Source organism: Janthinobacterium sp. CG_23.3 (assembly GCF_046115965.1).
Classification (GTDB): domain Bacteria; phylum Pseudomonadota; class Gammaproteobacteria; order Burkholderiales; family Burkholderiaceae_D; genus Janthinobacterium.
Window position 1 is genome coordinate 1 of the sequence record NZ_JBJXIB010000052.1, and the last position, 24,762, is coordinate 24,762.

Here is a 24,762-nt window from a genome sequence, read left to right on the forward strand (position 1 = left end):
GCTACGCAAGCAAGGCCATGGCATGCTTGAGGTTCTGCTCCGGGCCTTCAACGGTAATCCTATCCCGCTTGCCGCATAGCGGCTGAACAGTCACCTTCCGTCAAGGGTTCGAGAATATTGGATTCGTTACACCGACGGCACTGGAAGTAAGCAGCATCTCGATGGTGATTGGCCTCTGCTTTTTTGTGGCGGCTTATGGCAAAGCCTTCGTCGCAGCACGCAAAGATGTCGCCCAGCAAACTCAGGCATATTCTTGGGCGCTTGCCTAACTTAATTCTCCATTCAAACGCTCCTCACGGGGCGTTTTTCATTTCAAGCCGCGACGGCGCAGCAGCTCTTCAAAATCAGCTTCGGTGGGGGCGCTGTACTTTTCGCCTGAGACACCAGTGGGAACGATGGAGCCGAGGATGGTGCCGATTGCGATGGCAAGGATGAAAGTCAACATGGTGTATCTCCGTGATGGATTAGTACCAGGATAGCACTGCTATTCGGCAAATAGTAAAGCGCCAGGGTTTATCTCAACACTACGTAGTAAAAATGCGAAACAAGGCATTTTTATCGCAGCCGTTGGACTCTGCTCTGAGTCTTCTCGACTTTCCACGGCCGCTGCAGCAAAGTCTCTACAGACGAGTCGTAGTTTCCCATGTCACCAGGAACTCACGGATGTTCAGCTAGCAGCGTTGAGTCGCCATATATTTATATTTTATATATTTTTAATATAGACCTAGAAAGTGGCTGTTTTTTGGAGAGATGGTTCCTACACGGAACACGGACGCAAATTTGTCCGGGCACGTATGGGACCCACACAATGAACAGCAAAGACACACAAATCACTATTTCCGCCTATCGCCGCATTGTCGCGGCCGGCTGCGACATCGAAGTACGCCAGCACTCGCATCAATTCCGAGTGCTGCTTAAATGCGGACCGGAAAATCTGGCAGTGGCATTCGCTCGTCGTGGCGGTGGCATGACTGCTGACGTTGCGCTTGATAAGGCAAAGCTCAACACCTGGGGACCGAGCAGCGGCTTCTACGCCGTGATGGCGGCCTATGCCGACATCGCGGAAGCCAAGCCAACCGCCTGCCAAAAACAATAAGAAGAGGGCGAAAAAATGAATACCGAACAGAAGACCGCCATCAAAGCCGGCGACTCACTTGGCGAGTGGGCGGCACTGGCACCGAGCCTTGGCGCCAATTTCGAAAAGGCTGCTGCTCGGGTAGTTGGGGTGTCGGTCGCCCCCGCCACGTTGAAAGCGACGGTTGCTGCGCTGATGAGTGCTAGCCCTCGGGTCTACTCTCTGGTGGAGACGGTCGGCACCTATGAGTTCCCGCACGTGAAGACAAACGACAAGGGTGAAATCGTCGGGGTGAAATCGACCATCGAGAACGTCCAAAAGCTACTTCAGCTGTATGGCGCCACCTGCCGCTACAACGCCATGACCAAGCGCATCGACATCCGTGTACCCGGCATTTCCTTCAAAGCAGACAATGGCAGCAACTCGGCTATCGCTGAAATCAAGAGCCTTTGCCGCCGGGTTGGACTGCCGGTCACCGAGCTGGTCGAGTACCTGGTGGCAATCGGTGACAAGTGCGTCTACCACCCGGTGCGCGACTGGGTCGACAGCAAGGCTTGGGATGGTGTGAGTCGCCTGAATGACCTGTATGCCACGATGGGCGTAGAGACCGGCCACGAAGACTTCCGCAATACGATGGTGCGTCGCTGGCTCATCAGCGCCGTGGCTGCCCTCTTCTCCGAGAAGGACACGGACAAGTTCGAGCTGGTGCTGGTGATGGCTGGTGAGCAGGGCCTGGGCAAGACCTCTTGGGTCAAGCGCCTCTGCCCCGCCGTCGACAACGCGGTGAAGGATGGCGTTTCGCTGAACCCGGACGAGAAGGACAGCATACTGCAAGCCATCAAGCATTGGCTGGTCGAGCTGGGTGAGTTGGACGGCATCTTCCGCAAGGCCGACATCGCCAAGCTAAAGGCCTTCCTGTCGCGCACGGACGATGAAGTGCGCCTGCCATACGCGCACATGGACAGCCGCTTCAAGCGTCGGACAGTGATGTTCGGCTCGGTCAACGAAAAGAACTTCTTGACGGACACCACAGGCAATCGCCGGTGGCTGACGCTCGGAGTGCTCTCGGTGGACTACCAGCACGACATCGACATGCAACAGCTCTGGGCCGAGCTGGCCGTGCTGTACCGCGCGGGTGAACAGTGGCACCTCACCAAAGTGGAAGAGGACATGCTCAACCGCATGAACAAGGGACACGAGGCACTGCAGCCGCTGGACGAACTGCTGACGGAAGCGTTCATCATTGAGCCGATGCTGACCCTGGTCGGCATGGATGAGGTGCCTGCCAAGCGTGCGACGGTCAGGCTTTCGGCTACGGCAGTGGTGCGCGGCTTGGGCCTGCCGGTGGACAAGAAGAACACGAACGAGATGGCCAGCCTCCTGCGCAAGAAGTTCGGCGAGCCAAAGCGTGACGGCCGCCACGGTATGCACTGGGTGCTGACCCCGGCCCGCGCTGCCAACTGGGGCGCAGTCCTCAAAGGCTAAACTGCCAAACGCATCGCCACGGCCACCGCCGGCGCGGTTCTTCGGACTGCCACCGTGGTGCAGAAGTAGAGGTGAACATCTTATGCGCTGCGCACCATGCTAAGTTGTTGTTTATAAATAGAAAAAAGCCAGATGGTGAACATGTGCACATCTTTCAGAAGAGTTATCGAAGGGTAGTGATAACCAACACGGTACAGAGAAGAAGAAGGCCAATTCAAAAGACGTTCAAAAGATGTGCACATGTTCACCATATCCAAGAAACGCTAATATTATCAATGGGTTAAGGGGGCCCAGTGGTGCAGATGTTCACCATCAGCAGCCGGGCAGCCGCACTGCTTGGCAAGCCGCGCGCCGACGGCGCGCAATCGCTAGACGTGAGACACATCAGCTCAAGGAGATATGTTTATCCGACCCCGACACTCCACCGCCTGGCCGGCGAAGCGCCTGGCCTTTCGCCTCTACTCATCCGCAGCAGGGCAGTCGATGACGCTGCAGCCGTTCCTTGATGAGCTTCTGTGTTGGCACTGCAACGGCAATGCCAATGTCGTAGCGGCCATAGTCGATTACCTGGAACGTACGCCAACAATCTCGGACTGCCGAAGATATACGGCTGGCCAAGGGAGCGCTAAGCGCTCCTTTCCCCGTCGAAATCGGCCGCAGTATTTAGGACCTCTTCAAATCGGTGTCAGTCCAGAGAGCCGCAGGCTCTCCTTGGCCGGCCGGAACCGAGCGCCGGCAGGCGCTGAAGGCCAACCTCGGGGACACGTGTGGCGAGGCTCCCGCATCGCTCGCCAGACGCAAACGCCGGCGGCCTGCCAATGTTCGCCTTTGATATTGCTGCCGCAAAGCAACACTACTTTCCGTACCGCCGCGACATGATTAAGCCGCCGCATAGCCGTCAGGCATAATTAGCCGCTATGACCGTACTCCCATTCAAGCCTCGACAAGCAGTCGAGCAGCCCGAACCTAAAAAATCCATCCGCGCCAAGCTTGAGCTCGAGCAGCTTCGTGTCGCCCCTACTACCGAATTTTACTTGGAAGACGCCGTTCGCGGCCGGCTTATTATTGGCGAGCACACAATCGAGTCGCTCGACGGCAACCAGCTTGGCCTGGCCGCCTTTGTCGCCAATGTCGGCTCCGTCGAAGTGAGCGCCCCCAGCCTGGCCGGCGAAGTCATCATCCTGTCGGGCAGTCGCGAGGCACCGGCGGAACTAAACAACTTGGAGCGAGTAGCCGGCAATAGCATGAAGGCAAAGCGCCAACGGGCCGAATATTGGTTCCTTAAGCGACTGCACGTCGTTCTCCATTCCGCGCGCAATTCGAAACGCGCGGTCCAAGGCTCGCTCGACGGCTGGGAGCGTGAAAAGCTACCAAACGCCGCGGCCTTAGTTCCCTTGGAGCTGCGCATCAATAGCAAGTTCGCGCGCGCACCCGGCAACAAAGAAGACGGCAGCCCTTTGACGGCAAAAGGTATCGAATAGGCCGCCCGCAATCACCGCGTCCTCAGCGCGTTCAATGCGAACAAATCTGCCTTCAACATCGACATTCCGTGGGACTACATCTCCCGCAGCACGAGTCCGCACGGGCCAGTTGCCATCAACGGCCCGGCCTACTTGGCGGTGCAGAAGATGCTGCTGAAGTGGCAGTTCCCCCGCATGCCGACGAGCTATGCCGAGCTGTGGATGTCGTATCAATACTGCCTGGACCCCGAGCTGCTGCTTGTCGCGCCGTTCGGCGGCGAGGTCGACCTTGAATGGGTGAAATCGCACTGCGCCGTTCGCCGTAACCGCTATCCAGACACGTGGGACCTGTTCGAGACGTGCCTGGCGGAAGACGCAATCGCTATCAGGGCGCTGCAGCAGCAACGCGACTGGCTGGACGTCCTATCTACCCAATTTGTCGAGGCGCCGACTGACTCGTCCGATGAGCAATAGCCCACAACGACACGCGAAAAAGTTCTTTTCTACAGCGGCTCTGGCTCCAAAAAAGGGCAAGCAGCCCCCCCCTCCGCAGCAGTTCAAGCCGGAGCGGTACCTTGCCCACCCCGGAGCGTTTTGACGTATCGCTGTTCGCAGACGGGCTGGGATTATATAGATGAGGCAAATTCTTCTGCGTCGTCCAGAAGGAACCGTAGCTGCTTACGTACGCTTTGGCACCTCTGCGCATTGCACTGCGGGTCGGAGCGCTCGGCATCGTGGCAGGGTCATCTTCGTCGAGATAACGGTCATAGTCTCTCTCGCCTGTGTAGTTGACCTCGAGCTCCAAATTTGAGCCGCGACATGCCCATCGACAATGCGAGACGCAGCCCAAAGAAGGTCACGCGGGGAGATGTCGCAGGACAGTTCGAAAACGCCCTCGACATCACCGAAGTCGAGCGGGATAATTTTCCTGTAGGAGCCGGAAAATTCGCTAATCGCAGCGAAGAACAATTGCGCGTCTCTCAGACATTCAGCCCGAAACTTGTATCTTGTGCCGGTCCTGCCGCCGCCGGCTGTGGACTCCAGAAACGTGGACATCGCCTTTATCTGCGTCTGGATTTGCATATAGACGTGGTTTGAGGAAATTAGCTCTGCCGAAGCGGCGCAAGCTATCAGTGAAATTTCCACAGGAGCGCTTTGGAGGGCGGGCAAAGTAGCTGCAAAATTGAAGCCCATCCACGTAGTAGCCACCGCGTTTTAAATTCCACGAATTCGCTTCCAACAGTAGGGTGCGGCAGCATACTCATGTACCGCTGCACACGGGGCAGCCGGGAGCAAGCAGCGCCACCTGGATGCAGGGTCGAGATATACTGGTACCAATACCGAGCGGCGCGACGATGAATCCCAAAAGTGTGCCCGCTCGGAAAGCACGCGTTTTTTGCAGACAAAGGTGTGTCAAATTGGGGAGCGTCCCCATGCTTCAGTAACGGTAACAGTAACGGTAACGGAGGCGGTAATGTGGACGGACGAAGAACTGAAGCGCGCTGAGGAAGAAGACCGCACACTCCAGCGATTGTTGGATGACGCAAGCAACCCGCAGCCGCGCCCGATGTCCACGCCAGCATCAATCGCCGCTGGGAATGCGGCAATGGCGGACTGGGAAGTGAGAGCGGCCGAAACGATGGCACGCCGGATTGAAAGCAAAGAATTATTGTCTGCTGGTGAGTTGTGCAGTTCTCTCGGTATCACCCAGGCTGCGATTGATGAAGCGGTTGCGACCAATCGGCTGTTCGCTTTCGTAGGTCCCGACGGTGAGAACTACTATCCAGCGTTTTATGCGGATGCCAATTTGGACAAGGTTGCTTTTGGGACGGTTGCGCAAGAGCTGCGTAACTTGCCGGCGGCTTCGAAGTACCACTTCTTCATGAGCAAGCGTACGAATCTCAGCCAGACACCGTTGGAAGCACTAAAGCGCGGAGGTGTTGCTGAGGTGTTGCAGGCGGCGGCTGGGTTCGAGAACACCTAAATAAGGCTAGACAATATCCTGAACATGGTGGCCGAGTTCGGCCAGAAGCTGCCGGGCGACGATGTTGTATCAAGTTCGATTCTTCCCCTTGGAAGGTAGTATCGGCCGGTGGGGCTGAAACCGCCTGACCCGACTACCTGTCCAAGGTCCTCAAGCACAACATCGTAATACGCTGCGACTGAGAGACGCCAGCTCCTAGCGCTGAGCGCGTCTGCTGGTGAACCTGCCGTAAACTTGGGCCGCGGCGACAGTCACGGCGCCTGCCAGGAAGGCAATGGCGTGCGACTTGAGAAATTCCATTGGACCAGGGAACATTTCATTCTCCTTTAAAGGCATCGCCACATTCGTTGCAGAACCGTGCAGTACGCTCATTCCGCGAGCCACACATAGTGCATGCCTTGCTGCTCGCTTCGACTATGGCTTTCTGACGCATGTAAGCGATTTGCACCACGCACGGCACTGTAACTCTGTAGGCGGGGCTCGCCATATCAGCGAGCGTCCAAACACCAGTAACAACCAAACCGATTGGACCGAGCACTACGCCGATAGTCCTTGCCGCCGCCGCGTTCACGACCAAGGGTAGTCCTCGACCAAGCAACGCTTTGGAGACTGCATTCGCGACGACCAGAGCAAGTTTGTAAGTGGCGAATCCTCCGACGCGCCCAGCCGCAATTAGCGCAGCGCTTGCCGCCGGTCCCAACATTCCTAGGTCCGTGACATTCAGCTCCTTCAGCACGGTAGCTCGCTCACTCGGTGACATCTTCTCGAACGATTCTCGCAGAATCTTGCGAAGGATGCCGTCTTCGACAATTATCACGTCGTCGTTCTTGTCGAAGGGAACCTTGAGATGAGATGCCACATCCTTAACCACCTCATCGTAGCGAATCGCTATATCAACGTCAGGAAGAACCTTGTTCAACAGCGAGTCAAAGGGGAGACTGCTGCGTACATCACGGTAAACGTTCGTCAGCGTGTTGCCCCCGAAGGCGCAAATCTCTCGCCCAATGCGTGCGCGGTCTTCGCCTGTGTAAACCTTGCGCTCCTTAGATTTTACAAGCCTAGCGCAGACATCGTTGTTCAACGAAATCCGCCCCTCACCATTGTCGGTAATGTAGTCGACGAGGATATCCAAGTCGGTAACATCTGCATGGGCCAGCAGCAGCGAGAGGTTGCCGGGGTCTTTGATGAATTCTTCACTCATTGGTTTGCCTTTGCGGTAGTGGTTCCAAGGATGCTGCAGATAGTCAGAAGCGCAGGTAAGTGCGACGTAGCGACGCCATCCAGCCGAAATGGAATTGCTGCGGCCGTCGTTGCGATGGACACTTTCGATGCGCGACGAAAATCGCGGAGTTCTTGTGAGACCCGGGGGTCATGCGAATCCTCAACAGTCTTTAAAAGTTTCCCAACGCGCAGCGCCGCTTCCGCAATGCGCGGCGAGGTCGTCGAATCAAGCGACTGGAGCTCGGTCGCGAGCTCCTTGAATTTTGGGTCCGACATCGCTTGGAAAAAGGTCAGCATCCCGCTCCCAATGCTGGCCCAGTCCTGCGGACGCATCAACAAGATAGCAGGAGGAACTCCCACTGCCTCTGCGAGTTGGCAGATAATTTTCAGGTCGGGGTTCGTGCCTTCTGAATTGCTTCCAAGGTATTTATTTAACGTCGTCCTTCCCATGTTGGCACGCTCGGCGAGTTCAGTCTGCGACAGCGCGTCAGGCGTACCATCTTCGCCTTCGCTTGCCACTCTCATGCTCCGGCGAACGGCTTCCACAAAACATCTGGAGACGTCGCTAAATAATGGGGCCTCTTGGGTTTCGGTAATCACTCAGTTCTCCCTATTGATGGATGGCATTTTAGGATGTGGCTTGCTACCGTGCAATCAAACTTGTCTGCGACGATGAACACGTTTTGATTGCAATGCAGTTCGGTAATGTGCTATCCCGCGAGCGCAAAGATGTGAACAGCGCCGCATTTGTCTACGCAGCTAGACAACAAATCTGTAATCCATTGCATTGGGGCACTCTTGCGTGGCACAGTCTACCTGTCGCCCGCAAACAAGCGGCTGAAGCAGGCGACTGAATAGTCGTTAAGCCTCCTTGGGCAGAAGCTAATTTGAGGAAGTGTCATGAGCGTGCAATACATTGTTTGGCTAGGAGTCGCTTTGGTTATTGCCATCGGCGGCATGATGATTCTCCAGCGACGCAAGTCGGATAAGGCGGCCCATGCACCATACACGCAGCCCCTGAAAAACAGTCCAATTGGTCTTGTCGTTCACGCTTCCGTCGTCAACCCCATCGAGACTAAGCCATCGCTGCCATATGCCATCGTGTTGGGTGAGAACACCCAACGGCCCGGTATCCGCATCGCCCCGCTATCGGATGGAGAGCGTTTTCGAGCAGCAAAAGCGCTGCCCGCAGAATCCAGCTTGGGGGCGCGGCTGAGTGCTGGACTCCAGGCAGTTCCATCAATGCTGGTCGAAGAGGGGCATCGCGGCAAGCAGCTTATGGAGGTGGTCATCAGTGGCGAGCTTGTTCGGGCGAAGGATGGCGTGGGTCTGCGGGCCTGGACGGTCAGTGCCGATAACAAAATCTCGGAGCACGCCAAGCTCTTCGACACAACCAACCTGCAGAATATGGTTAATGCCGCAGCAGTTTGGCAAATCGCGTCCGTAGTCGTAGCACAAAAACATTTGGCTGACATCTCTGCAAAACTGGACGTCATCCGCAAGTGTATCCAGGACGTCGGTCACTTTCTCGACGAAGGACGCCGGGCCAAGGTCACAGGAACCTACGAGTATCTCGAGCTGGCTGCTTCGGCGATTGCCAAGGGCGAACTGTCACCTGCGATTAGAAGCGAGCTTGAGAGCTGCGACCGCGAACTGTTACAGATTCAGCACCATCTTCAACATGAGCTTGAGCGCCGTTGCACGCAGTCCATCGAACACAAGGAAATGGCGGGCACTGGAGACTTGGAAAAGGAAGCGGTGGCCAAGTACGAGAAGCTCATGGACCTTTCCATGGACATGCGTCTGACGCTGAAGACACGCGCACTAGCGTGGCACGTGTTATCCCTCTACCCAGGTGAGCCGGCGCTCAAACAGGCGAGGATGGAAGGCTTACTGCGTAGCGCCGATGAAATCGAAGGCCGCCTTCAAACCATCCACCTGAGTGCTGAGCGCGATTGCGGACAGGTTACGTCCTTATGGAACAAGGAGGAAACTCTGAATATCCGCAGAACTAATATACGTGAAGCAGCGCAGGCACTGGCGATGGGCCTACGCAACGTCACCTTGCAGGCAAAGGCCGAAGTAAGCGTGTCGCACGCGTCTCTGTTGACGCATGACGAGCCGACTTACCTCGTCTTCGAGGTTGAGGACGGCCATATTGGCGAATTCCGCATAGCTGAACCGATAGCTCGGACGGCTTGACGGGTCGAATGCGGCGTGGGCGATGCGTTCACACGGATATGCGAGGGGCGTAATACGTGCCGCTCAGACGATGGCGCTTCGGATTTAAAACAAAGAACTTTTGTCGGCAGGTGAGCTGCGGGAGGCCCTCGGAATCACTCAGGTTGAGCTTGATGATGCCGTTGAGGACAATCGGTTGTTCTCCTTCGACGGTGCGGACGGACAGCCCTACTACCCAGCGTTCTATGCGGATGCCGGCATCGACCGGCCTGCCCTCGAATCGGTAGCGCAGGAGCTCCGGGACCTTCCAGCCGCCTCGAAGTATCATTTTTTTGTGAGTAAGTGGACTAATCTCGGCGAGACACCGCTCGAGGCGCTCAGGCGCGGGCGGGTTGGTGAAGTCTGTCAGGCAGCCTGCGGGTTCGCGACTGCCTAACTGCAGCCAGGCCGGTCAACACCGGAACTATCGGCTCCTACTGCAAAAATCAAAAGTGGCCGCCAGTCATCCGTTCAAGACTGCAACTTTACGGGGGCGCCCCTTTTTAGGCGACATAGCGGGCTGCGGCTCTGCCGGCTGAAAGAGGGCCTGTCGCGACTCCGCTGGCTTCGGGGACCCCGCCATCAAGTGTTGAAGCTCGACTTCATCCCACAGGAGCCGTCGACCCAATCGCTTTGGTTTGGGTAGCAAGCCCTTCGTCATATACGAGGTAATCGTCCGAACCGATACGTGTAAGAGCTTGGCTATTTGATTTTTGGTCAGGTATTGCATCATTGGGTCCTAGTCGTTTAACTCTACGTCTAGGACCCAATGTTTATCCATCAGAGCGCCGGCAAAATCTGTCCGATTTCCGGATGCGCCGAAACCCGCTTGGAGACAATCTTGGCATCTGGCTGGGCATAGTGCCGCTGAAGCGTAGCAATGTCAGCATGGCCAGAAAAAACTTTGATTGTTTCCAGCGTCAGGTCGCAAGTTTCAATGAGCCTGCTGATGCCTTCACGGCGCCCGTCGTGGAGCCTCACATGGTGCAGGCCCGCACGGTCAGTAGCACTGCGCAATGCCTGCGAGATGCCGCTTGGTGTCATGGCGAAAATGTGGCCGGACTTCTTTGGAACGAGCTTACGCAACAACTCCACAGCAGCTGGCAAAAGTGGGACTTCGCGCTTCGTCGTCTTGGTCCTCTTCGCTTCGCCTTTTTTTTCCTTAGGAATGTACCCTGGTCGTTGGAGAGTCACGACCTGGCCTTCGAAATTCACATCTTCCCAGCGGAGGGAGCAGAGTTCCGCGCGCCGCAACGTTGTCAGCACTGCCAGCAGGAAGAAAGTGCGCAGCTCTAACGAATCGAGCTGTGCATGAATAGCCGCAATTTCGCTGTCGCTCATTCGAACGGTACGGGGTTCAGACTTGTCCGGCAGGTCCATGGTCATGACATGTTGCGACATCAGCCAGCCCAAGTGACCACTGATGTCTTCGTTGTCTTTGAAATACGTCTTCAGTGCAGTTCGAAGCAAAACAAGCTCATGCCGGACGGACTGAGGCTCGACCGGAAACACTTCTCTGACAGGCAGCTTTTCGCCTCGGCGCTTCATGGCAAGACGTTGGTGCTTTGTTAACGGCTCCAGTTCAATTTTGCTCCCGGGTTTCGTCCACTTCTCGCCACGGGGGCCGCGTCCCGAGCCGAAAAACCCTGCGAGCCGCTTTGTTGTCCAATCGTTAATGAAGTGTTTCCTGAGCTCCCCAATGGTCAGGACACCGAACCAGCCATCCAGTTTGGTCAGACGGGAGCCCGCGGACTTCGCGCCAGAAAGGCCAGAAAGCTCGTTTTCCCTGTAATACTTGAGTACTTCCCGGACCAGAATTTGGTCGGGCTTAATGTCGGCAGCGATGGTTGAGGGAGCAGGAGTCACCGCCGCAACAACGGCGACATTGCTCTTGATGCCCGTCCGCTTTTGCTCCCTAAGTGCAATGCACTCTTTTTCCGCCCAGGTAAGCCCGGCGTCATAGTCGCAGGCATCGAAGGTTGCAGCGGTCTTTGGGAATGGCGAGACTTGAACGATGAATCGAAAAGCGCCATTGCGCTCTTCTACGTAGATGTTTTTTTGAACGGCGCCAAGCTTGGATTTCATGTGTAACTCCTTTAGGTGATGGAGTTACGTAATGCAATCGCGTTTTAGCCCTTTTCTCCCCAAAAGAAGAGAAAATTTCTCCCCAAAAGAATCCGGAAATCTCGAGAAAGCCCGTGATTACTGGTGCGGCTGGCTGGAATCGAACCAGCGACCCTTGGCTTCGGAGGCCCAAAATAGCCTCAGCAATAGCTAGGCGCGCGTAGATAATTCCCATTTGTTGGCACAAATTTGGCACACTGCTGCTTTCCGTCAACCCGCAGCAGACTCCCATGCCAACTATACGCAAAAAAGGCGACAAGCAGTACCACGTGCAAATCCGGAAGCGTGGCTACCCGACCCAAACCAAGACCTTCACTTCACCTGTTGCAGCCAAAGAGTGGGCGACAGTAATCGAGTCGGAGATGGTGCGTGGCGTTTTCCTGTCGCGGAACGAGGCCGAAGCAACCCTCATCAAGGATTTGCTGGATCGCTTCGAAACTGAAGTGCTGCCAACGAAACGCAGCGAGCAATCAGACAAATCACGCATCAAGACTTTGACCGACGCGTTCGGTGACTATCGCATGGCGAGCCTAACTTCATTGCAGGTGGCACAGTTCCGCGACCGCCGCTTGAAGGTGGTTGGACCGCAATCTGTTATTCACGAACTTAATTTGCTGAACCGAGTGCTAAAAACTGCGTCGATGGACTGGGGCATTGCACTTCCTGGCGGGTTACCAACTGCTCAGGTCAGGAAGCCGATAAAACCCCGGGGCCGCGATCGCCGCGTCGCCGAGACTGAAATTGAGGCAATTCTCAATGCCACAGAGTCACCGGAGTTGCGCACCATCATAAAGATCGCGGTGGAAACAGGTATGCGCAGAAACGAGCTTGCGTCCTTAGCATGGGATGAAATCGATCTGAAGAAGCAAACCGCCCACCTTCCCAAGACAAAGACGGACGTGCCTCGAACTGTGCCACTATCTAAATCCGCCCTTAGAGCACTGAAGGCATTTGGAATCAAGAAAGACGGCCCTGTGTTCCAGCTCCGCCCCGAATCAATGAGTCAGGCATTCGAGCGAGCCTGCGAACCGCATCGAGCCAACGTTGCCGGCGTGCGCTTCCATGATCTACGCCATGAGGCTACGAGTCGCTTTTTCGAAAAAGGTCTAAACGTCATGGAAGTTGCGGCGATCACAGGACATAAAACGCTCGATATGTTGAAGCGCTATACCCACCTCCGGGCCGAAGACTTGGCCAAAAAACTGAAATGATCAGTTCTGGGAGTGGCTGGTGGACCTATTCACGCCCGGCCACAAGGACTCCGATGAGTCCAACAGTCGGTCAGAGGAACGTTCTCCGCGCGCCGGTCCGTCATCCGGATCTGATCCATCAGTACGCCTTCGTCAACCAGCATATCCGCAAGGGCTACCGGGTCCACCCGTGGACCAAATTGCGTCCGTCGGGCAACGCGGCCACTAGCTGGCCATTTTCTAGCGTCACTATCACACGAGTGTTCATAACCGGGACCTACGACGCAACGGAGGAAGCGCAAACTCAGTATTGCTATGCACTGCAATTTCATGCTGGGCCCACACGTCTGGCGAAACGTCCGTAAAATCGTTCGCCCCATTTATGATTGCCCATTTGCGCCATACATATGCGGCGTCGCGGTCGGCGCCGGGATAGCCGCTCAACCTGTACACTCGCCCCGACTGCGTCAGCCCAACCAGCCTTCGAAAATCAAAACTCACGATTTTCGAACTAACGCGGCCCTCACCGCATTCTTGTGCCCACCCTACAAAGTGGCGGTCGCCGTTCAGCACCTCGTGCACCGACCATTGCGACAAAGTAAGCTCGGGCTGCTCATCCACATCAGTAACGTTCCAAATTGGCATACAACCTCTACATAAATTAACCGAGTTCTCGTTATATTCACTTCAAAATGTTCCCGTTATATTCATCATAGGAACAGAAACCTCGACACATTGTGTCTTCGTCAGGGGGGGGCTCTCGCAAAAACCTGTGCAGTCGTTCCGACTTCGGGGCTAGACCTTGGTCAGCTGAAGAATTAACAAGATTTCCGTCTTGACCTTGTCCTTTGACTTAGTATGAAAAAACGAAGGAATAAACGACAAGCCGTTACGCGAGTTGGTTTCCTTGTCTTCCGCGAGGCCGCCGATAACTACGAGCTCGCCATCGGTCATTGAAAGCGTCGTTTTCAGCTCCCGCTTAATCAAGGTAGGAGAATCGTTGACGCCCGTATCGGTCTGGACGAAGTTTGACACCTGCTGCATGACCTTGAGCTCCACCGATTCAGCATGGACGGTTGGATACAGATCGAAAATGACGCCACTCGATCTGTAGTCAACAGAACGAACCGCAGCGCCGGAAGCTCCGGAATACGAAACCGAGCCCAGCACAGGCACGTCCTGCCCGACCGTAAAGCGCCCGACCTCACCAGATTGGACCCGAAGTGTTGGAGTTGACTTGACGATAAAACGGCTGTCGGTAGACAACGATGACAACACTGCGTCAAAAGTCGTATTCGAAAAACTAAACGAATTGCTGAGCGCCTTGGCTGGACCGAACGACACACCTAGCTTCCCACCCAAAAGGTTGAGCGCGAGACTGAATGCCGACCCGTCACTGCTCGTTGTTTGGACTTCGTAAAGCACGCCCCGCACGACAACACCGCCCGCCACCACATCTACCTGAGAAAGCAGCTTAGCAAGCACTTTAATTTCTGTAGCGGAGCCCTGAAATGCCATCGTGTCACTGTCGCGGTCAATCGAAGCAGCTGCCGATCCGGGAGGGCTAGCTGTTTGCGGCGTTTTGTCGCCCTCAACAGCGCGGACGGCCCGACGCGCCGAAAATTGCCCCTTCATTAAAGGCGACAACAGATCCACAAGGTACGAACCGCTTCGATGCTTTGGGCGGTACACGAAAATCTCCTTTTCGTCAGGGGCAACCTCTTTAGGCTGTTTTTTTGCGACAAAATCTACCCCATTCCTCCGCGTCACCTCCAGCCCCAAGGAATCAAAAAAAGCCTTGATAAACGGCCGCAGTTCGCCTTTCGCGCTGTCGTACCGGAAAGATACGTTGCGCTGATCTATAAGGACGTCTGGATCGATCACGTATGCGTCTTTCATCGATTCCGAGTAGATGAGCTGGACCGCCTGCGCCACGTTCAGGCCCCGAAAGTCGAAGCTTGTCTTATCATCGGAGATTACGGTCGCGGCGTCCGACGACGAGGAAATCAAAAGCATCAGCAGCGCTAAAAAATAGCTTTTCATTTTATATTACCCACAGTAGGGCCATGGCCAAGACCGTTAACCTGAGATGTCGACAACGCTGCCCCAAAGGAGCTAGATGACTTTGGGGCCGGGAAACCACTCCATGAGGTAACTTTTGCTCCATCGATATCACCCGATTGCAACATCCCACTGTTGATAAACATCGATGGCGACTCAAGGCGTATTGTTCCCGACGGGTTGGTCAGAACGACCCACGCCTTTCCCTGCGAATAGATCGTTCCAGTGAGCTTCCACATCTCACTAAACACGGGCGCTACAGCTAAAGGAGCAATCGGGTGGGGGCTAAAGTAGCCAGCAGTTCTTGACACCTCCTTAGCGACGACGTCAGGCTTGTTGGCCTTGGTAGACGGGGGGTTGAAGAACTTGAGGACGTTGTAGAAGGCCAAAACACCACCGATGATCAACATCGCGGCGTAAAGCCACAATTTCTTATCCGTGAAAATATTCATCCTCTTGTCGGCGTTAACCATCACGCCTTGGGCCCCTCCCTTGAAGCTCGAATAGAGCGGGAATACGTCTTTCTGATACTTACGAATCCAGTTGCCAACCTGGGCTGTTCGGGACTGCTTGTAGCCCTCCCACATGGTAAGACTGTATGTATTGCCCATCCCCAACGCAACTTTTTTATGCGTACGGAAATTGAACGCTACCACGGCCTTCACAAACCGATGCAAGTTGCTCATGTCTTGTATCATGAGCACCAAGTCGCACGCGACATTCGTTGTCGCGCTTGTGAAATGCCCGTGCTCAAGAAAAAAAGATTTGTGGTTTTTATGCAGTTTGCAGTCAGTGGCGCCCCAAAATCGCCATGCTTCATCGACGCAGACTAGATCGCCGGGCTGGACCAACGTGTCGGTATGTGCGCCCTTGAGATCGTCGTAGTGAGGAAAAAAATCGGGGCTAAACACCTGACTGTTATCCACGTGGACAATCGAACCATACAAGGCGGCATCGTCATTCGGATGTTTTTCGACGAGGTACTGATGAATTTTTTCCTCGGATATACCGTCAATATTCGTCACTACGCGTCGGCCAGATCGCACCGCGGGGACGACAACTTCAGAAACCACCTCGTAACTTTTTCCGGATCGCATCAGCCCCGTATAGACGTTAATTGGCACGCTTGCGCCCTCCTTTAGAACTGCGTCGCAAAAAAAGAGATGTAACTTCCCACAAGATCACGAATACCACGGCGAAGCCAAGCACAAGTGAGACCACGCCGATGGTGTGCGGACTAATGACGACCCAGTCGAACACCTCGGTGGACCAAAATTGGGAATATGGGTTCACTAGCTATCCAATCACGGGGATTCGACGAATCACGAATCGGGTTACAAAAGCAGACAAGATGATCGGGATGCCAGCTGTCACATTGAACAAATCCAAGAAGTACCAAACGCCACCTGGAATTCCCGCAAGCGAGCCAGACAATCCCGCCGCAGTTGGAAGCATGGGAACCAGCAAAGCGACGAATTCGGTAACGATAAAAAAAAGGGCAAAAAATACGCCGAACTTAACGACGACTGATCGAAGTATGAAGCCGATGGCCGTGTTGACGGCAGCCAATAAGAGTACCCACATATGATGCTCCCTAAGCCCTCAACACGATCAGCGTTCCAGCCAAGAGCCAGACGAAGGCCATGACCGCGAACAACGTTGGTTTGATACCATCCAGAACGGTGCAGTGGGAATCCATAGTGAGTGTCTGGTTAAACAGGCTGAGATTCGGTTTCGGGCAAACCGAAGAGTGATTAGGGACGACGAAATTTCTCAGTGTTGGCATCAAGTCGAAAAGTGGAGACAGAATTGATAGCGCGCTGGGAGTAGCCTCAAGAGAAGGCGACATCACGCGGGGGTCGGCACCCCAGTCAACCTTCACCTGATTTGCCACATTAACCGTCGGGGTGTTCACAACATTGACATTGGAGGCGCCCCCAGGAACGGACGAAGGATCGGTCGGTGTTGGGGAAGGGTCAGTGACGCTCAACGGGTTGATAACAACTGGTTGTCCAGCGGCTGGCGCAACGGGCGAGACAAGATCAGCATTCCGAGGCCACGCCGCAGGATCAGCGACCTTAGCCGCCTCCGCGTCAGCATCCGTCACAGGATCAGTGACACTGTAAGGGATACCCGCATAACCGGGCTTTGCGGCAGCAGCCTGCCAAAGTGCGTTGGCCAAAGCTGATACTGCCGAAGTACTCGCTGGTTTAGCTAGCTCTGCGGATGAAAGACTTGGCACGATCTCGCCCACAGTGCCCTTAAAAGTCGCTGGCGCAAGCACGGGATTTGAGTACATCTGGAAAGTGTTTTCAACGTGAGGCCACTCGCTCTGGGGTTGAACATTGCCGCCACTCCCGATGCGGAGAGCGTGGCAGGTCACCGTGGAAACTCCATACGCGTCGATAGGTGTCTCAGGATCACAGCCTTGAAACGTCGCTCCCATCCCTCCCCCGATAGCCACCCACGCACTAGCGGCGGTCTGCATCATCACATTCGGGTCATCCCCAAACACCGTGATGCCGCCGAAATTTAGAGCTCCGTTCGGAATTCTAGGATTGGTAGAGTTGACCACATGCTGGGCCTGATCGAATACGAGTGAACCTGGCTCCACGTGCGTGTACGGACCCGATGGCTGCTCGCCGACTGGACCTGAATAGGACACAGCTGGCCCCTTCACGACAAATTTTGCTGAGGAATCAGGCTCATCAAAGAACACCTTATACACGCCGAAAGAGATCCCGCCAACAATTGCCACAGCCCCGACAGCAGCGGCGACGGTCATCCAGACAGGAGCAGTCGCTGCGGTGGCTGCAGCGATAGCGACATCTGCAGCAACGATCGCGACGGTCCCGGCCATTCCGGTGAAGGTCGTCAGCATTCGGGGGTCGTTCACAGCAAACCCACGTCGAACCGCAGTCTTTTGAACGGTCGAACCGATCGCCTTATTCACCAATCCAGAAAAAGCGGGCAGCGCTTGGGCGTCCGCTCGAAGGCACAGAGAAAAAGCGAGAAGAAACACTAGAAACCGAGTCATGATCAACCCTTTAGCGCACGACAAAAAACGAACAGGTAACTACCAACGCCGCGACTATTAACCAGCACGCGAGGATTTGTCGCTGACGGTACAGCCAAAATATTGGTAACACAAACGGAAGCCACCAGCGGTCTCCATCTCCATCAAACACTAACCCTAAAGCAAAATAAGACACACTCATTACATAGCCAGTGCCTGCCATGATCAGCAAACAGGCGTGCATAGATATTTCAACCATGATTACCCTTTCAACCCCTCAATGACCGCCCAAGCTGATAGCAAGGCCCAGAAAAAAACGGCGAGATACCAAAACTCCGAATTCGTCATACACTAAGCCCCTTCTTTTTCTTCCAGTCTCTAGCAGGCATATCAAATTCCTTGCTGAATTTATTCAATGCGCGAGGAGCTGAAGCCCCTCGTGCAAAGAACAAAAACTAACTTTATGCGTTAGCCCTTGAGCATCGCCAAACCAATGCGAGCCCCCTTCACTGCCACATAAACAACGGCCAAAAGACCCGCAATGGCCATGATGGCGGTGGTGACCGTACCAAAATCGACAGCGCCGGTCAGGCCACTCATATCAGGCCCTGCGGCGAGCGCCGAGCCACTTACCGCGATCGCGCCAACCAAAGCCAAACCGCGCTGAATATTTTTGTTCATTTGATGCTCCATCTAAAAAATCACGGGAACCGCCGTGTCGGTGCTGCAAAAAAAGAACTACGATTTGATACGATTCAAAATTACGCCAACCGACTTACTGACCAAGTACAGCCCGACCACAAACGTGAACGCCATACCCCAGATTTGCGCTGCTACTGAGTAGTCAAACGGTTGATTCTGTGCCTCGACGCTTGCTGCTTGGGATGGATCGAGCAGGTAAGCTTGAACCACCGCTGGAGCCATACCTGAAGGGCACGGAGACTGCTGAACTGAAGCAGCAGCGCAGACGACTACAGGCATTTCTATTCCAACAGCCATAAGCCAAGACCTCCCCCCAAGATTAGCTAACCACTTCAGTCACGTAAAAGCCCTCGTGGCAATTGAGTGCCGCCGTATCAGATGCTTCCGCGAAGCCGTCAAATCGCCCAGCTTCGTGGGCCCAAGCGGTGAACCCGACATCGCCATTACAGGGCATCAGAAACAGTGCCGACTCTGCGTCTTGCACCAGAAATTTCGTGAAGTGATTACCCCGCAACATTTTTGGCACTGACTTTTTGGTCCACAGGACGCAGGGAATGAATGACTGTCTTCTGCGTTTTGCCGTTGGTGACAATCTCCATCTCAGCGACGGCCATGAATGGACCTGCCCCAGCGAGGTGTTTGTATTTTTGGTACTCCTCTGCTTTGCCGAGACCATACTCGGCGCTGGCGGTTCCAAACGCGGTGTCCTTGGACGCGTCCAAATCTGTCTCAACGAACACTTTCGTGGAGTCAAACGCTTGACCGTTGTCCATGGTGCCCTTGCTGAACTTCATCCCGGTCACTTTGATGGTCGAGGTAAATTTCATTTTTGATTCCTTTTTTTTCAATAGCCTACAAAACCGAATTCCCCGAGGAGGCCGTGCACGGGTCGGTGAGTTAAAAATATTGATCCTGAGCTGCCCGACGGCGAGCCCTACGCTCTTCAATTCGATCGGCGAGCATATGCAACGACGACGTATCCAACACTGCTTCTGCAGCCGGCACGAAATCATAAGTTTCAGGTTTAGGCGCCCTATGAATGGGGGCAGGCCCGCTGGTGGCATCAACCAAAAATGGGCGAAGTCGCTTCGGCCACACGCCCTCATCCGGGTGGGATATCGCGTCGAGCAGCTGCTCGGACGTATCGAACAAGCTCCTAAACACGCGGATATATTTTCCAAATTGCCTACGTGTGATGGCCACGGAAGTGTCGAAAGAAATTTGAGCCGATTTAGCCTTGACCTCCACTCTGCGGGGGGTATCTACCTTGGCAAATTCTGAAATGCACGGGTATGAACCGACGAAATCCTTCGACGGATTGAGGAGGATGTCGAAGTCAATGATGGAGTTCGCACTTTTTCTCTCCACCTCGCATCGGCACCAAAGACTGAACTTGTCCCCCAACATCTTGCCCTTTTCGTAAAACCGACAATATTTACTGGACGCACGAGTTCCAATAGTGAGAGTACGCCCGCGACCAGAGGGCTTTTTCCAATTCCCAAGATGGCGAATATCAGGTGGCCGACCGCCCTTTTCTCTGAGGCTGAAGCCGCCCTCTGACCACTTTTGGTCGGCCCAGTCAACCGACAGGTATGCGCCGTCAAAGTCATCGTGAGCTAAGTCGACCCGTGTCAAAACTGGCCGGACGGCGATTGTAGTAAGAAATTTGTGCAGTCGCTTTTCCCAGCCGGGAAGTGCACTTTGGCACCCTTGCCCGTTGAGAACGACCATCAATGTGGCCCGCTGCCCTCCAAAACAAACGAACCCAAACCCGTCGCCAAGAACCCAAGATTCGCGGTAAAAATTCAAGCCGACCGACCTTTTGGACGTGACGCCGAATCCAAAAATTTCCTCTTCCAAATAGCGACTAGCCTCGCATACGATCTCATCATCGGTTACCAGAGGTCGTTTGGCTGTTTTAAAAAATGTCTCTTCGCTCACATGGAAGTTGCACCAGTCAATGAAGGCCACCTGGTTATCGACTGGTTTCCTCACAAGGTGCGTAACAGACTCACCAGTATCGGTAATGACCAATTTCACATGACCGAAGTCCTCATCAACTACGCTAGACCATCCGGGAGTAGTTGACTTGGCGCTCTCTAAGTTTTCCCACATATTATTAAGGTGGTCATCAGCGTGCGCCGTTTTAAGCGGAAATCTCGGTATAAACCTACCCTGACCGTCCACCGCGCCGATCCGCTCCGGCAGCGCTGGCGCGCTGGCGGTGCGTTCTGCGCAGGTGGAAGGAGAGAGGCCGAAGGCGTAGATCTGGCCCTTCACATTGCGTGCAAGCGAAGATCCACCGGAAGCGGTGCGATAAGCATCTGCTTTTTTCTGAGCTTCGATCATTTTGAGTTTGGGGTGTTGTGGGTTGAGCAGATGCCAGAGACGTCAACGTCACCAGTCAGATGAGGCTGGGAGTGATGCAGAGCACCAACCGACGCCTTGGCCAGTGAGTGACGCTGTATTTTTGCGACGCGATCGAGCTCGTCTGAAAAGCCCGGCAGATTCTTCGCCATCCATTCAAGTCGCTCGGCCAAAGTCTTAGGACGTGATATTTTCATAGGAGGGCACCAGAAAGAAAAAGGGGAATGTTGAAGCCGACTTCCCGAACAGCCGAATGAGCGGCGTCCATGGTCTTGAACTCCCGCGCACGGGACGTGCGCGCATCGACAAGGGGCCCGGTCTGATCAGTAGAGAGGCAAGACTGGAGATGCACGCCGTAATGGAAGTGTCCCACCACAGAATGCACGTGGATGGCGACCCCAGTCAGCAACCCGCGTGCGAGATCGCCTTTAGCCTGCGCCATAGTCCAGGTCCTCATGGAGCTGCCTTCCGTGGGCGTCCGCGCCCCCGTGGTGCAACAGAAGCAATAGCTTGAGAGACAGGAAGCGAATGATGATCGACGTGTTCAGCTAACCAGGCGCGGACGTCAACCAACCTGAACAGAAGACGCTTGTTCCCCGGCAGACGACAGATTGGAGGAAGAGCGGCAGGGTTCCGGGATGCGTCACTTCTTATGCTGGAGGGTGATTTATGGATCAGGGCAGCAAGATGCTCTACAGCCAAGAGTTCTGGCGTCGTATCGAAACCATAGTCAGTTTTACCAAATTCGCCCATAATCCCAACTTATCAAGTTTAGCAATGCACTTGAGCCGCAACGATCACAAAATATGAGAGTTGCACTTCATATGAAGCATAATCGACGCAAACCAATCAATTGTCAAGAGGACTTTATGAATTTGTCGCAACGCTTAAAACTAATAGTTGAAAACATGACGCCAGCGTCGCGACGATTCGTGGCACTAGAGGAGGCGACGCAAATCAATGCAAAGACTTGGCAAACTTGGTGGAGTAGAGGCGGGAGGGCGTCCGCCGACATGGTCGAGAGCGCGGGAAAAGCATGGCCACAATACGCGTTCTGGCTAGTGACGGGAATAGACGACTTCGCACACGGGCATTCATCACCCGAGTACCTAACGTGGCGAGAGGCAGGAATTCCAGTGAGGGAGCGAACCAGTGGATGGGAACTGTTTCAAAAAAAGATTGAACTCGAACGCTGCAAACAAAGCAAAATCTCCGGAGAGGACGAACATTTTCTTCTGAGGAAGAAATCTCTCGTAAGAGAAGTGAATCAACTGAACACTCTGAGGGCGGCACAGGAAAAGGCCATCAATGAGCTCGAAGCCAGTTCGGACGAGGATGCAATTAGAGACGCAAGGAGCCAACCGGGTCTTAGCAATGATGAAGTTGAGAAGTTAGTTAATGAATACGAGAAACAGCACCGACAGCCATAACTGTCGGCATCACTCACTATCGATGCAAGAACAACTCGGCATGCATGCATGGGACGCCAAGCAGAGAGCGATCGAACAGGCGCGAACGTCATCGGCCCGCCGAGAGACGAAGTGAAGTGGAGAAATTAACACGCCATGACTATCGACTATCCGAAAGCAACTATCGTTAGCTTCTAACTGCTAGTTGCTAGCAGCTATCCACTATGGCTATCCGCTAATCAGCGATCCGCTATCCGCTACCACATACCCGGCTACGTGCTACCGGCTATCAACTGACAGCCGAATGATGATCGCAAGATTTAGATTGCGTGAGCACGCAAGCGCGCGAGCAAAGCTATTTTATGCCCGGTAAAAGGAGCGCTTTCCTCCCGCCAGTCGGGCATGTGCACCTGAGTGGCAGTCACTCCCTCACCATGCAGCATATCGGCCAGCACCACCGGGTCGATGTTCCTAAGCGTTCGACCATCAGGCAGTGACGCGGTCAACTGACCATACTCCAACTTTACTGTAACTCGGTAGCTCATGAGCCGCCCCCTTAGGCATTGAGATGATCTGCTAACCAATACTGCTGCCCATCCTCTGAGGCGCTGTAAGGCGTGGCCAGGATGAATCACCGACATAAAATCTACGGGCGTAGGCGCAAGAAAAAAAACACGTGATGTACCAAATTACCTCTTTTTACGTCAAAAAAGGTAATTACCTCAGGCAGGTAACTTTTGACCATGCCACAGAGTCTGTAACACTTTGGCCAAATAGGATTGGAATGGCACAATTTTGGCACAGTGAGTGTGCCAATTTGCGCACTAATCTGCGAAACATTGCACTACAACGCAGTGGCTAAGTAATTGATTTTTTGAGGAAAACTGGTGCGGCTGGCGGGGATCGAACCCACGACCCTTGGCTTCGGAGGCCAATACTCTATCCACTGAGCTACAGCCGCGCTGGGGAAAATCTGAAGTGAACCGAAGGATACCGCCTTTCTGCGCGTCCGTCCATGGAAAGTGTCGTATCTCGGGGAAATTGCATTCCAAAGCGGATTCTTTGAGTCTATAATCGCGGGTTTGGCGAAGGTTTGCATCGAGACATGCAAAAACGATACGCCGCACTGCCACCAGCCTCGAAAATTGTAAGGAAATCATGAGCGACGCACACAACGAACACGAATCCGCCATCAGAACGCCTAAGCAACTCGTTGCTGCAGTTGCAGGCTTCTTCCTCGTCACCGTCATCGGTATTGTTTTGCTGGTGCAGTACGTCACTGCTGAAAAACTGACCGGCCGCGGTTCCGACAGCCAAGACCCGCAAGTGGTCGCCGAGCGTCTGCGCCCGGTTGCCGACGAGGGCTTCACGCTCAAGGATTCGAACGCGCCGAAGCAATTGCAAGCCGCCGAGGCCGTGTACACCGCCATTTGCGCCGCCTGCCACGCCACCGGCGCCGCCGGCGCACCGAAACTGGGCGACAACGCCGCCTGGTCGGGCCGCATTGCCCAAGGTTACGACACGCTGCTCAAGCACGCTATCGAAGGTATCCGCGCCATGCCAGCCAAAGGCGGCAACCCGGATCTGGACGATGTTGAAGTCGCGCGCGCCGTGGTGTACATGGCCAACGGTTCCGGCGCCAAGTTCAAGGAGCCAGCGGTTCCGGCACCAGCCGCCCCGGCGCCCCCTGCCGACGCGTCCGCAGCCGCGGCAGCGCCAGCAGCTGAAGTCAAGAAATAATCGATTGGCGCCGGTTTAACCGGCGCGTTGCTAAAAAAGCCGCCCTGGCAACCGGGCGGCTTTTTGTATGGTTGTTGCGGCGCTGTGAGGCTGAATACCAACACCGACCAAGGGTGACGGGCTGGAGGCCAGACCCCTATGTGTAACGGTTCGCAATACCTGCAAATGAGCCGCCCCAGAGCGGACGTAGCGATTTCCCGGAAGTGGGCACTCACCGTCGCCCATTTAGTGAGGTGACGCTGGCTTGCCAAAAAGCTTAGCAAGACTGTGCTGCTCCTCGAAGGAGTATTGCACCACACCGACTGGAACTGTAATCGCCAAAGAAACTTGTAGAGCAGATGCTTGTTCTTTGGAAAACCCACCGCACAACTCGATCAATTGGATACCCTGCTCAGTCAAGCTTTTCGCGGCAACAACGGCCTCTTCAAACGACGAAACGCAGACAATGGTCGTCGAAAATAGAGGCGAATTTATTGAGGCGCGATGGATAGCTGGGTCGTAACCAGGTCCTTTGATGATCATTGCAAACTGGGTGAGGGCCATGGAAACGCCTTATGTCAGAATTATGTTGCGCCTGGAAACCGCTTCGACTTGCATTCGTCACACACCGGGCCGCCACGGGCCGGTTGATGAGCGACCGTGGCGGATGAATTGTAGCGTATTGGTCTACCTTTGCGTGACGCCGACATGAGACGTTTTGTGCGTCTC

The 24,762-nt window shown here is 54.6% G+C and carries 25 protein-coding genes and 1 tRNA gene; 10 read left to right on the top strand and 16 right to left on the bottom strand.

Translation table 11 applies throughout. The features are described 5' to 3' along the window. Window positions 1-307: 307 nt before the first annotated feature. On the bottom strand, window positions 308-445 hold the full coding sequence (locus tag ACFDR9_RS13820; RefSeq protein WP_409031344.1) for a hypothetical protein: 138 nt from the start codon (window positions 443-445) through the stop codon (window positions 308-310). Window positions 446-808: 363 nt separating this feature from the next. Here ACFDR9_RS13820 and ACFDR9_RS13825 point away from each other — a divergent pair, with 363 nt between their 5' ends. The 6 genes from ACFDR9_RS13825 (at window position 809) to ACFDR9_RS13850 (ending at window position 6,004) form a co-directional block, all read left to right on the top strand. Continuing rightward, window positions 809-1,096, top strand: a complete 288-nt coding sequence (locus tag ACFDR9_RS13825) for a hypothetical protein (protein WP_409031345.1) — start codon at window positions 809-811, stop codon at window positions 1,094-1,096. A gap of 15 nt (window positions 1,097-1,111) precedes the next feature. Further along, entirely contained in the window at window positions 1,112-2,560 is a 1,449-nt protein-coding gene (locus tag ACFDR9_RS13830) for a VapE domain-containing protein (RefSeq protein ID WP_409031346.1), read from the top strand. A gap of 917 nt (window positions 2,561-3,477) precedes the next feature. Further along, on the top strand, window positions 3,478-4,041 hold the full coding sequence (locus ACFDR9_RS13835; RefSeq protein ID WP_409031347.1) for a hypothetical protein: 564 nt from the start codon (window positions 3,478-3,480) through the stop codon (window positions 4,039-4,041). 147 nt (window positions 4,042-4,188) lie between these two features. Then, complete coding sequence (locus tag ACFDR9_RS13840; RefSeq protein WP_409031348.1) at window positions 4,189-4,494, top strand: hypothetical protein; 306 nt, start codon at window positions 4,189-4,191, stop codon at window positions 4,492-4,494. Window positions 4,495-4,839: 345 nt separating this feature from the next. Beyond that, window positions 4,840-5,118: a hypothetical protein gene (locus ACFDR9_RS13845; protein ID WP_409031349.1), complete on the top strand. Its 279-nt coding sequence runs from the start codon at window positions 4,840-4,842 to the stop codon at window positions 5,116-5,118. Window positions 5,119-5,494: 376 nt separating this feature from the next. Further along, window positions 5,495-6,004 (top strand): hypothetical protein, encoded by a 510-nt coding sequence (locus ACFDR9_RS13850; RefSeq protein WP_409031350.1) that lies wholly within the window; start codon window positions 5,495-5,497, stop codon window positions 6,002-6,004. A 316-nt stretch (window positions 6,005-6,320) separates the two neighbouring features. Here ACFDR9_RS13850 and ACFDR9_RS13855 read toward each other — a convergent pair whose 3' ends face one another. Beyond that, window positions 6,321-7,205, bottom strand: a complete 885-nt coding sequence (locus ACFDR9_RS13855) for a hypothetical protein (RefSeq protein ID WP_409031351.1) — start codon at window positions 7,203-7,205, stop codon at window positions 6,321-6,323. Then, window positions 7,202-7,825 carry a helix-turn-helix domain-containing protein gene (locus tag ACFDR9_RS13860; protein ID WP_409031352.1) on the bottom strand — a complete coding sequence of 208 codons (624 nt, stop codon included), beginning with the start codon at window positions 7,823-7,825 and terminating at the stop codon, window positions 7,202-7,204. The genes ACFDR9_RS13855 and ACFDR9_RS13860 overlap by 4 nt, the downstream gene beginning before the upstream one ends. 300 nt (window positions 7,826-8,125) lie before the next feature. On the opposite strand from ACFDR9_RS13860, the gene ACFDR9_RS13865 reads away from it, so the two are divergent. Further along, window positions 8,126-9,427 carry a hypothetical protein gene (locus ACFDR9_RS13865; RefSeq protein ID WP_409031353.1) on the top strand — a complete coding sequence of 434 codons (1,302 nt, stop codon included), beginning with the start codon at window positions 8,126-8,128 and terminating at the stop codon, window positions 9,425-9,427. A gap of 28 nt (window positions 9,428-9,455) precedes the next feature. On the opposite strand, the gene ACFDR9_RS13870 is transcribed toward ACFDR9_RS13865, so the two are convergent. From ACFDR9_RS13870 to ACFDR9_RS13880, 3 genes are all read right to left on the bottom strand, one after another. After that, window positions 9,456-9,734, bottom strand: coding sequence for a hypothetical protein (locus ACFDR9_RS13870; RefSeq protein WP_409031354.1), 279 nt, complete (start codon window positions 9,732-9,734; stop codon window positions 9,456-9,458). Window positions 9,735-9,908: 174 nt separating this feature from the next. Further along, on the bottom strand, window positions 9,909-10,178 hold the full coding sequence (locus ACFDR9_RS13875) for a helix-turn-helix transcriptional regulator (RefSeq protein WP_409031355.1): 270 nt from the start codon (window positions 10,176-10,178) through the stop codon (window positions 9,909-9,911). A gap of 47 nt (window positions 10,179-10,225) precedes the next feature. Beyond that, window positions 10,226-11,530 carry a tyrosine-type recombinase/integrase gene (locus ACFDR9_RS13880; protein WP_409031356.1) on the bottom strand — a complete coding sequence of 435 codons (1,305 nt, stop codon included), beginning with the start codon at window positions 11,528-11,530 and terminating at the stop codon, window positions 10,226-10,228. A 269-nt stretch (window positions 11,531-11,799) separates the two neighbouring features. On the opposite strand from ACFDR9_RS13880, the gene ACFDR9_RS13885 reads away from it, so the two are divergent. Further along, a complete protein-coding gene (locus ACFDR9_RS13885) occupies window positions 11,800-12,780 on the top strand; it encodes a site-specific integrase (RefSeq protein WP_409031357.1) in 981 nt (326 codons plus the stop codon). 774 nt (window positions 12,781-13,554) lie between these two features. On the opposite strand, the gene ACFDR9_RS13890 is transcribed toward ACFDR9_RS13885, so the two are convergent. The 8 genes from ACFDR9_RS13890 to ACFDR9_RS13925 all read right to left on the bottom strand — a co-directional run bounded on the left by ACFDR9_RS13890 (window position 13,555) and on the right by ACFDR9_RS13925 (window position 21,347). Next, the gene (locus ACFDR9_RS13890) at window positions 13,555-14,802 is read right to left on the bottom strand and encodes a type II secretion system protein GspD (protein ID WP_409031358.1); all 1,248 of its coding nucleotides are present in this window, start codon (window positions 14,800-14,802) and stop codon (window positions 13,555-13,557) included. Continuing rightward, complete coding sequence (locus ACFDR9_RS13895) at window positions 14,799-15,944, bottom strand: zonular occludens toxin domain-containing protein (RefSeq protein ID WP_409031359.1); 1,146 nt, start codon at window positions 15,942-15,944, stop codon at window positions 14,799-14,801. The genes ACFDR9_RS13890 and ACFDR9_RS13895 overlap by 4 nt, the downstream gene beginning before the upstream one ends. Before the next feature lie 172 nt (window positions 15,945-16,116). Next, window positions 16,117-16,404, bottom strand: coding sequence for a DUF2523 family protein (locus ACFDR9_RS13900; RefSeq protein ID WP_409031360.1), 288 nt, complete (start codon window positions 16,402-16,404; stop codon window positions 16,117-16,119). Between the two features lie 10 nt (window positions 16,405-16,414). Beyond that, window positions 16,415-17,857, bottom strand: a complete 1,443-nt coding sequence (locus ACFDR9_RS13905; protein WP_409031361.1) for a hypothetical protein — start codon at window positions 17,855-17,857, stop codon at window positions 16,415-16,417. Window positions 17,858-18,304: 447 nt separating this feature from the next. Next, the gene (locus ACFDR9_RS13910; protein ID WP_409031362.1) at window positions 18,305-18,517 is read right to left on the bottom strand and encodes a hypothetical protein; all 213 of its coding nucleotides are present in this window, start codon (window positions 18,515-18,517) and stop codon (window positions 18,305-18,307) included. A gap of 524 nt (window positions 18,518-19,041) precedes the next feature. Further along, window positions 19,042-19,365: a hypothetical protein gene (locus ACFDR9_RS13915; protein ID WP_409031363.1), complete on the bottom strand. Its 324-nt coding sequence runs from the start codon at window positions 19,363-19,365 to the stop codon at window positions 19,042-19,044. Between the two features lie 70 nt (window positions 19,366-19,435). Beyond that, on the bottom strand, window positions 19,436-20,887 hold the full coding sequence (locus tag ACFDR9_RS13920; protein ID WP_409031364.1) for a replication initiation factor domain-containing protein: 1,452 nt from the start codon (window positions 20,885-20,887) through the stop codon (window positions 19,436-19,438). A 211-nt stretch (window positions 20,888-21,098) separates the two neighbouring features. Beyond that, window positions 21,099-21,347 carry a hypothetical protein gene (locus ACFDR9_RS13925; protein WP_409031365.1) on the bottom strand — a complete coding sequence of 83 codons (249 nt, stop codon included), beginning with the start codon at window positions 21,345-21,347 and terminating at the stop codon, window positions 21,099-21,101. 427 nt (window positions 21,348-21,774) lie between these two features. On the opposite strand from ACFDR9_RS13925, the gene ACFDR9_RS13930 reads away from it, so the two are divergent. Then, window positions 21,775-22,335 (top strand): hypothetical protein, encoded by a 561-nt coding sequence (locus ACFDR9_RS13930; RefSeq protein WP_409031366.1) that lies wholly within the window; start codon window positions 21,775-21,777, stop codon window positions 22,333-22,335. Window positions 22,336-23,199: 864 nt separating this feature from the next. Here ACFDR9_RS13930 and ACFDR9_RS13935 read toward each other — a convergent pair. Then, window positions 23,200-23,275, bottom strand: a tRNA-Arg gene (locus tag ACFDR9_RS13935). 197 nt (window positions 23,276-23,472) lie between these two features. Here ACFDR9_RS13935 and ACFDR9_RS13940 point away from each other — a divergent pair. Beyond that, a complete protein-coding gene (locus ACFDR9_RS13940; protein WP_327075743.1) occupies window positions 23,473-24,054 on the top strand; it encodes a c-type cytochrome in 582 nt (193 codons plus the stop codon). Window positions 24,055-24,279: 225 nt separating this feature from the next. Here ACFDR9_RS13940 and ACFDR9_RS13945 read toward each other — a convergent pair whose 3' ends face one another. Beyond that, window positions 24,280-24,597 (bottom strand): DUF6506 family protein, encoded by a 318-nt coding sequence (locus tag ACFDR9_RS13945; RefSeq protein ID WP_327075744.1) that lies wholly within the window; start codon window positions 24,595-24,597, stop codon window positions 24,280-24,282. Window positions 24,598-24,762 lie beyond the last annotated feature (165 nt).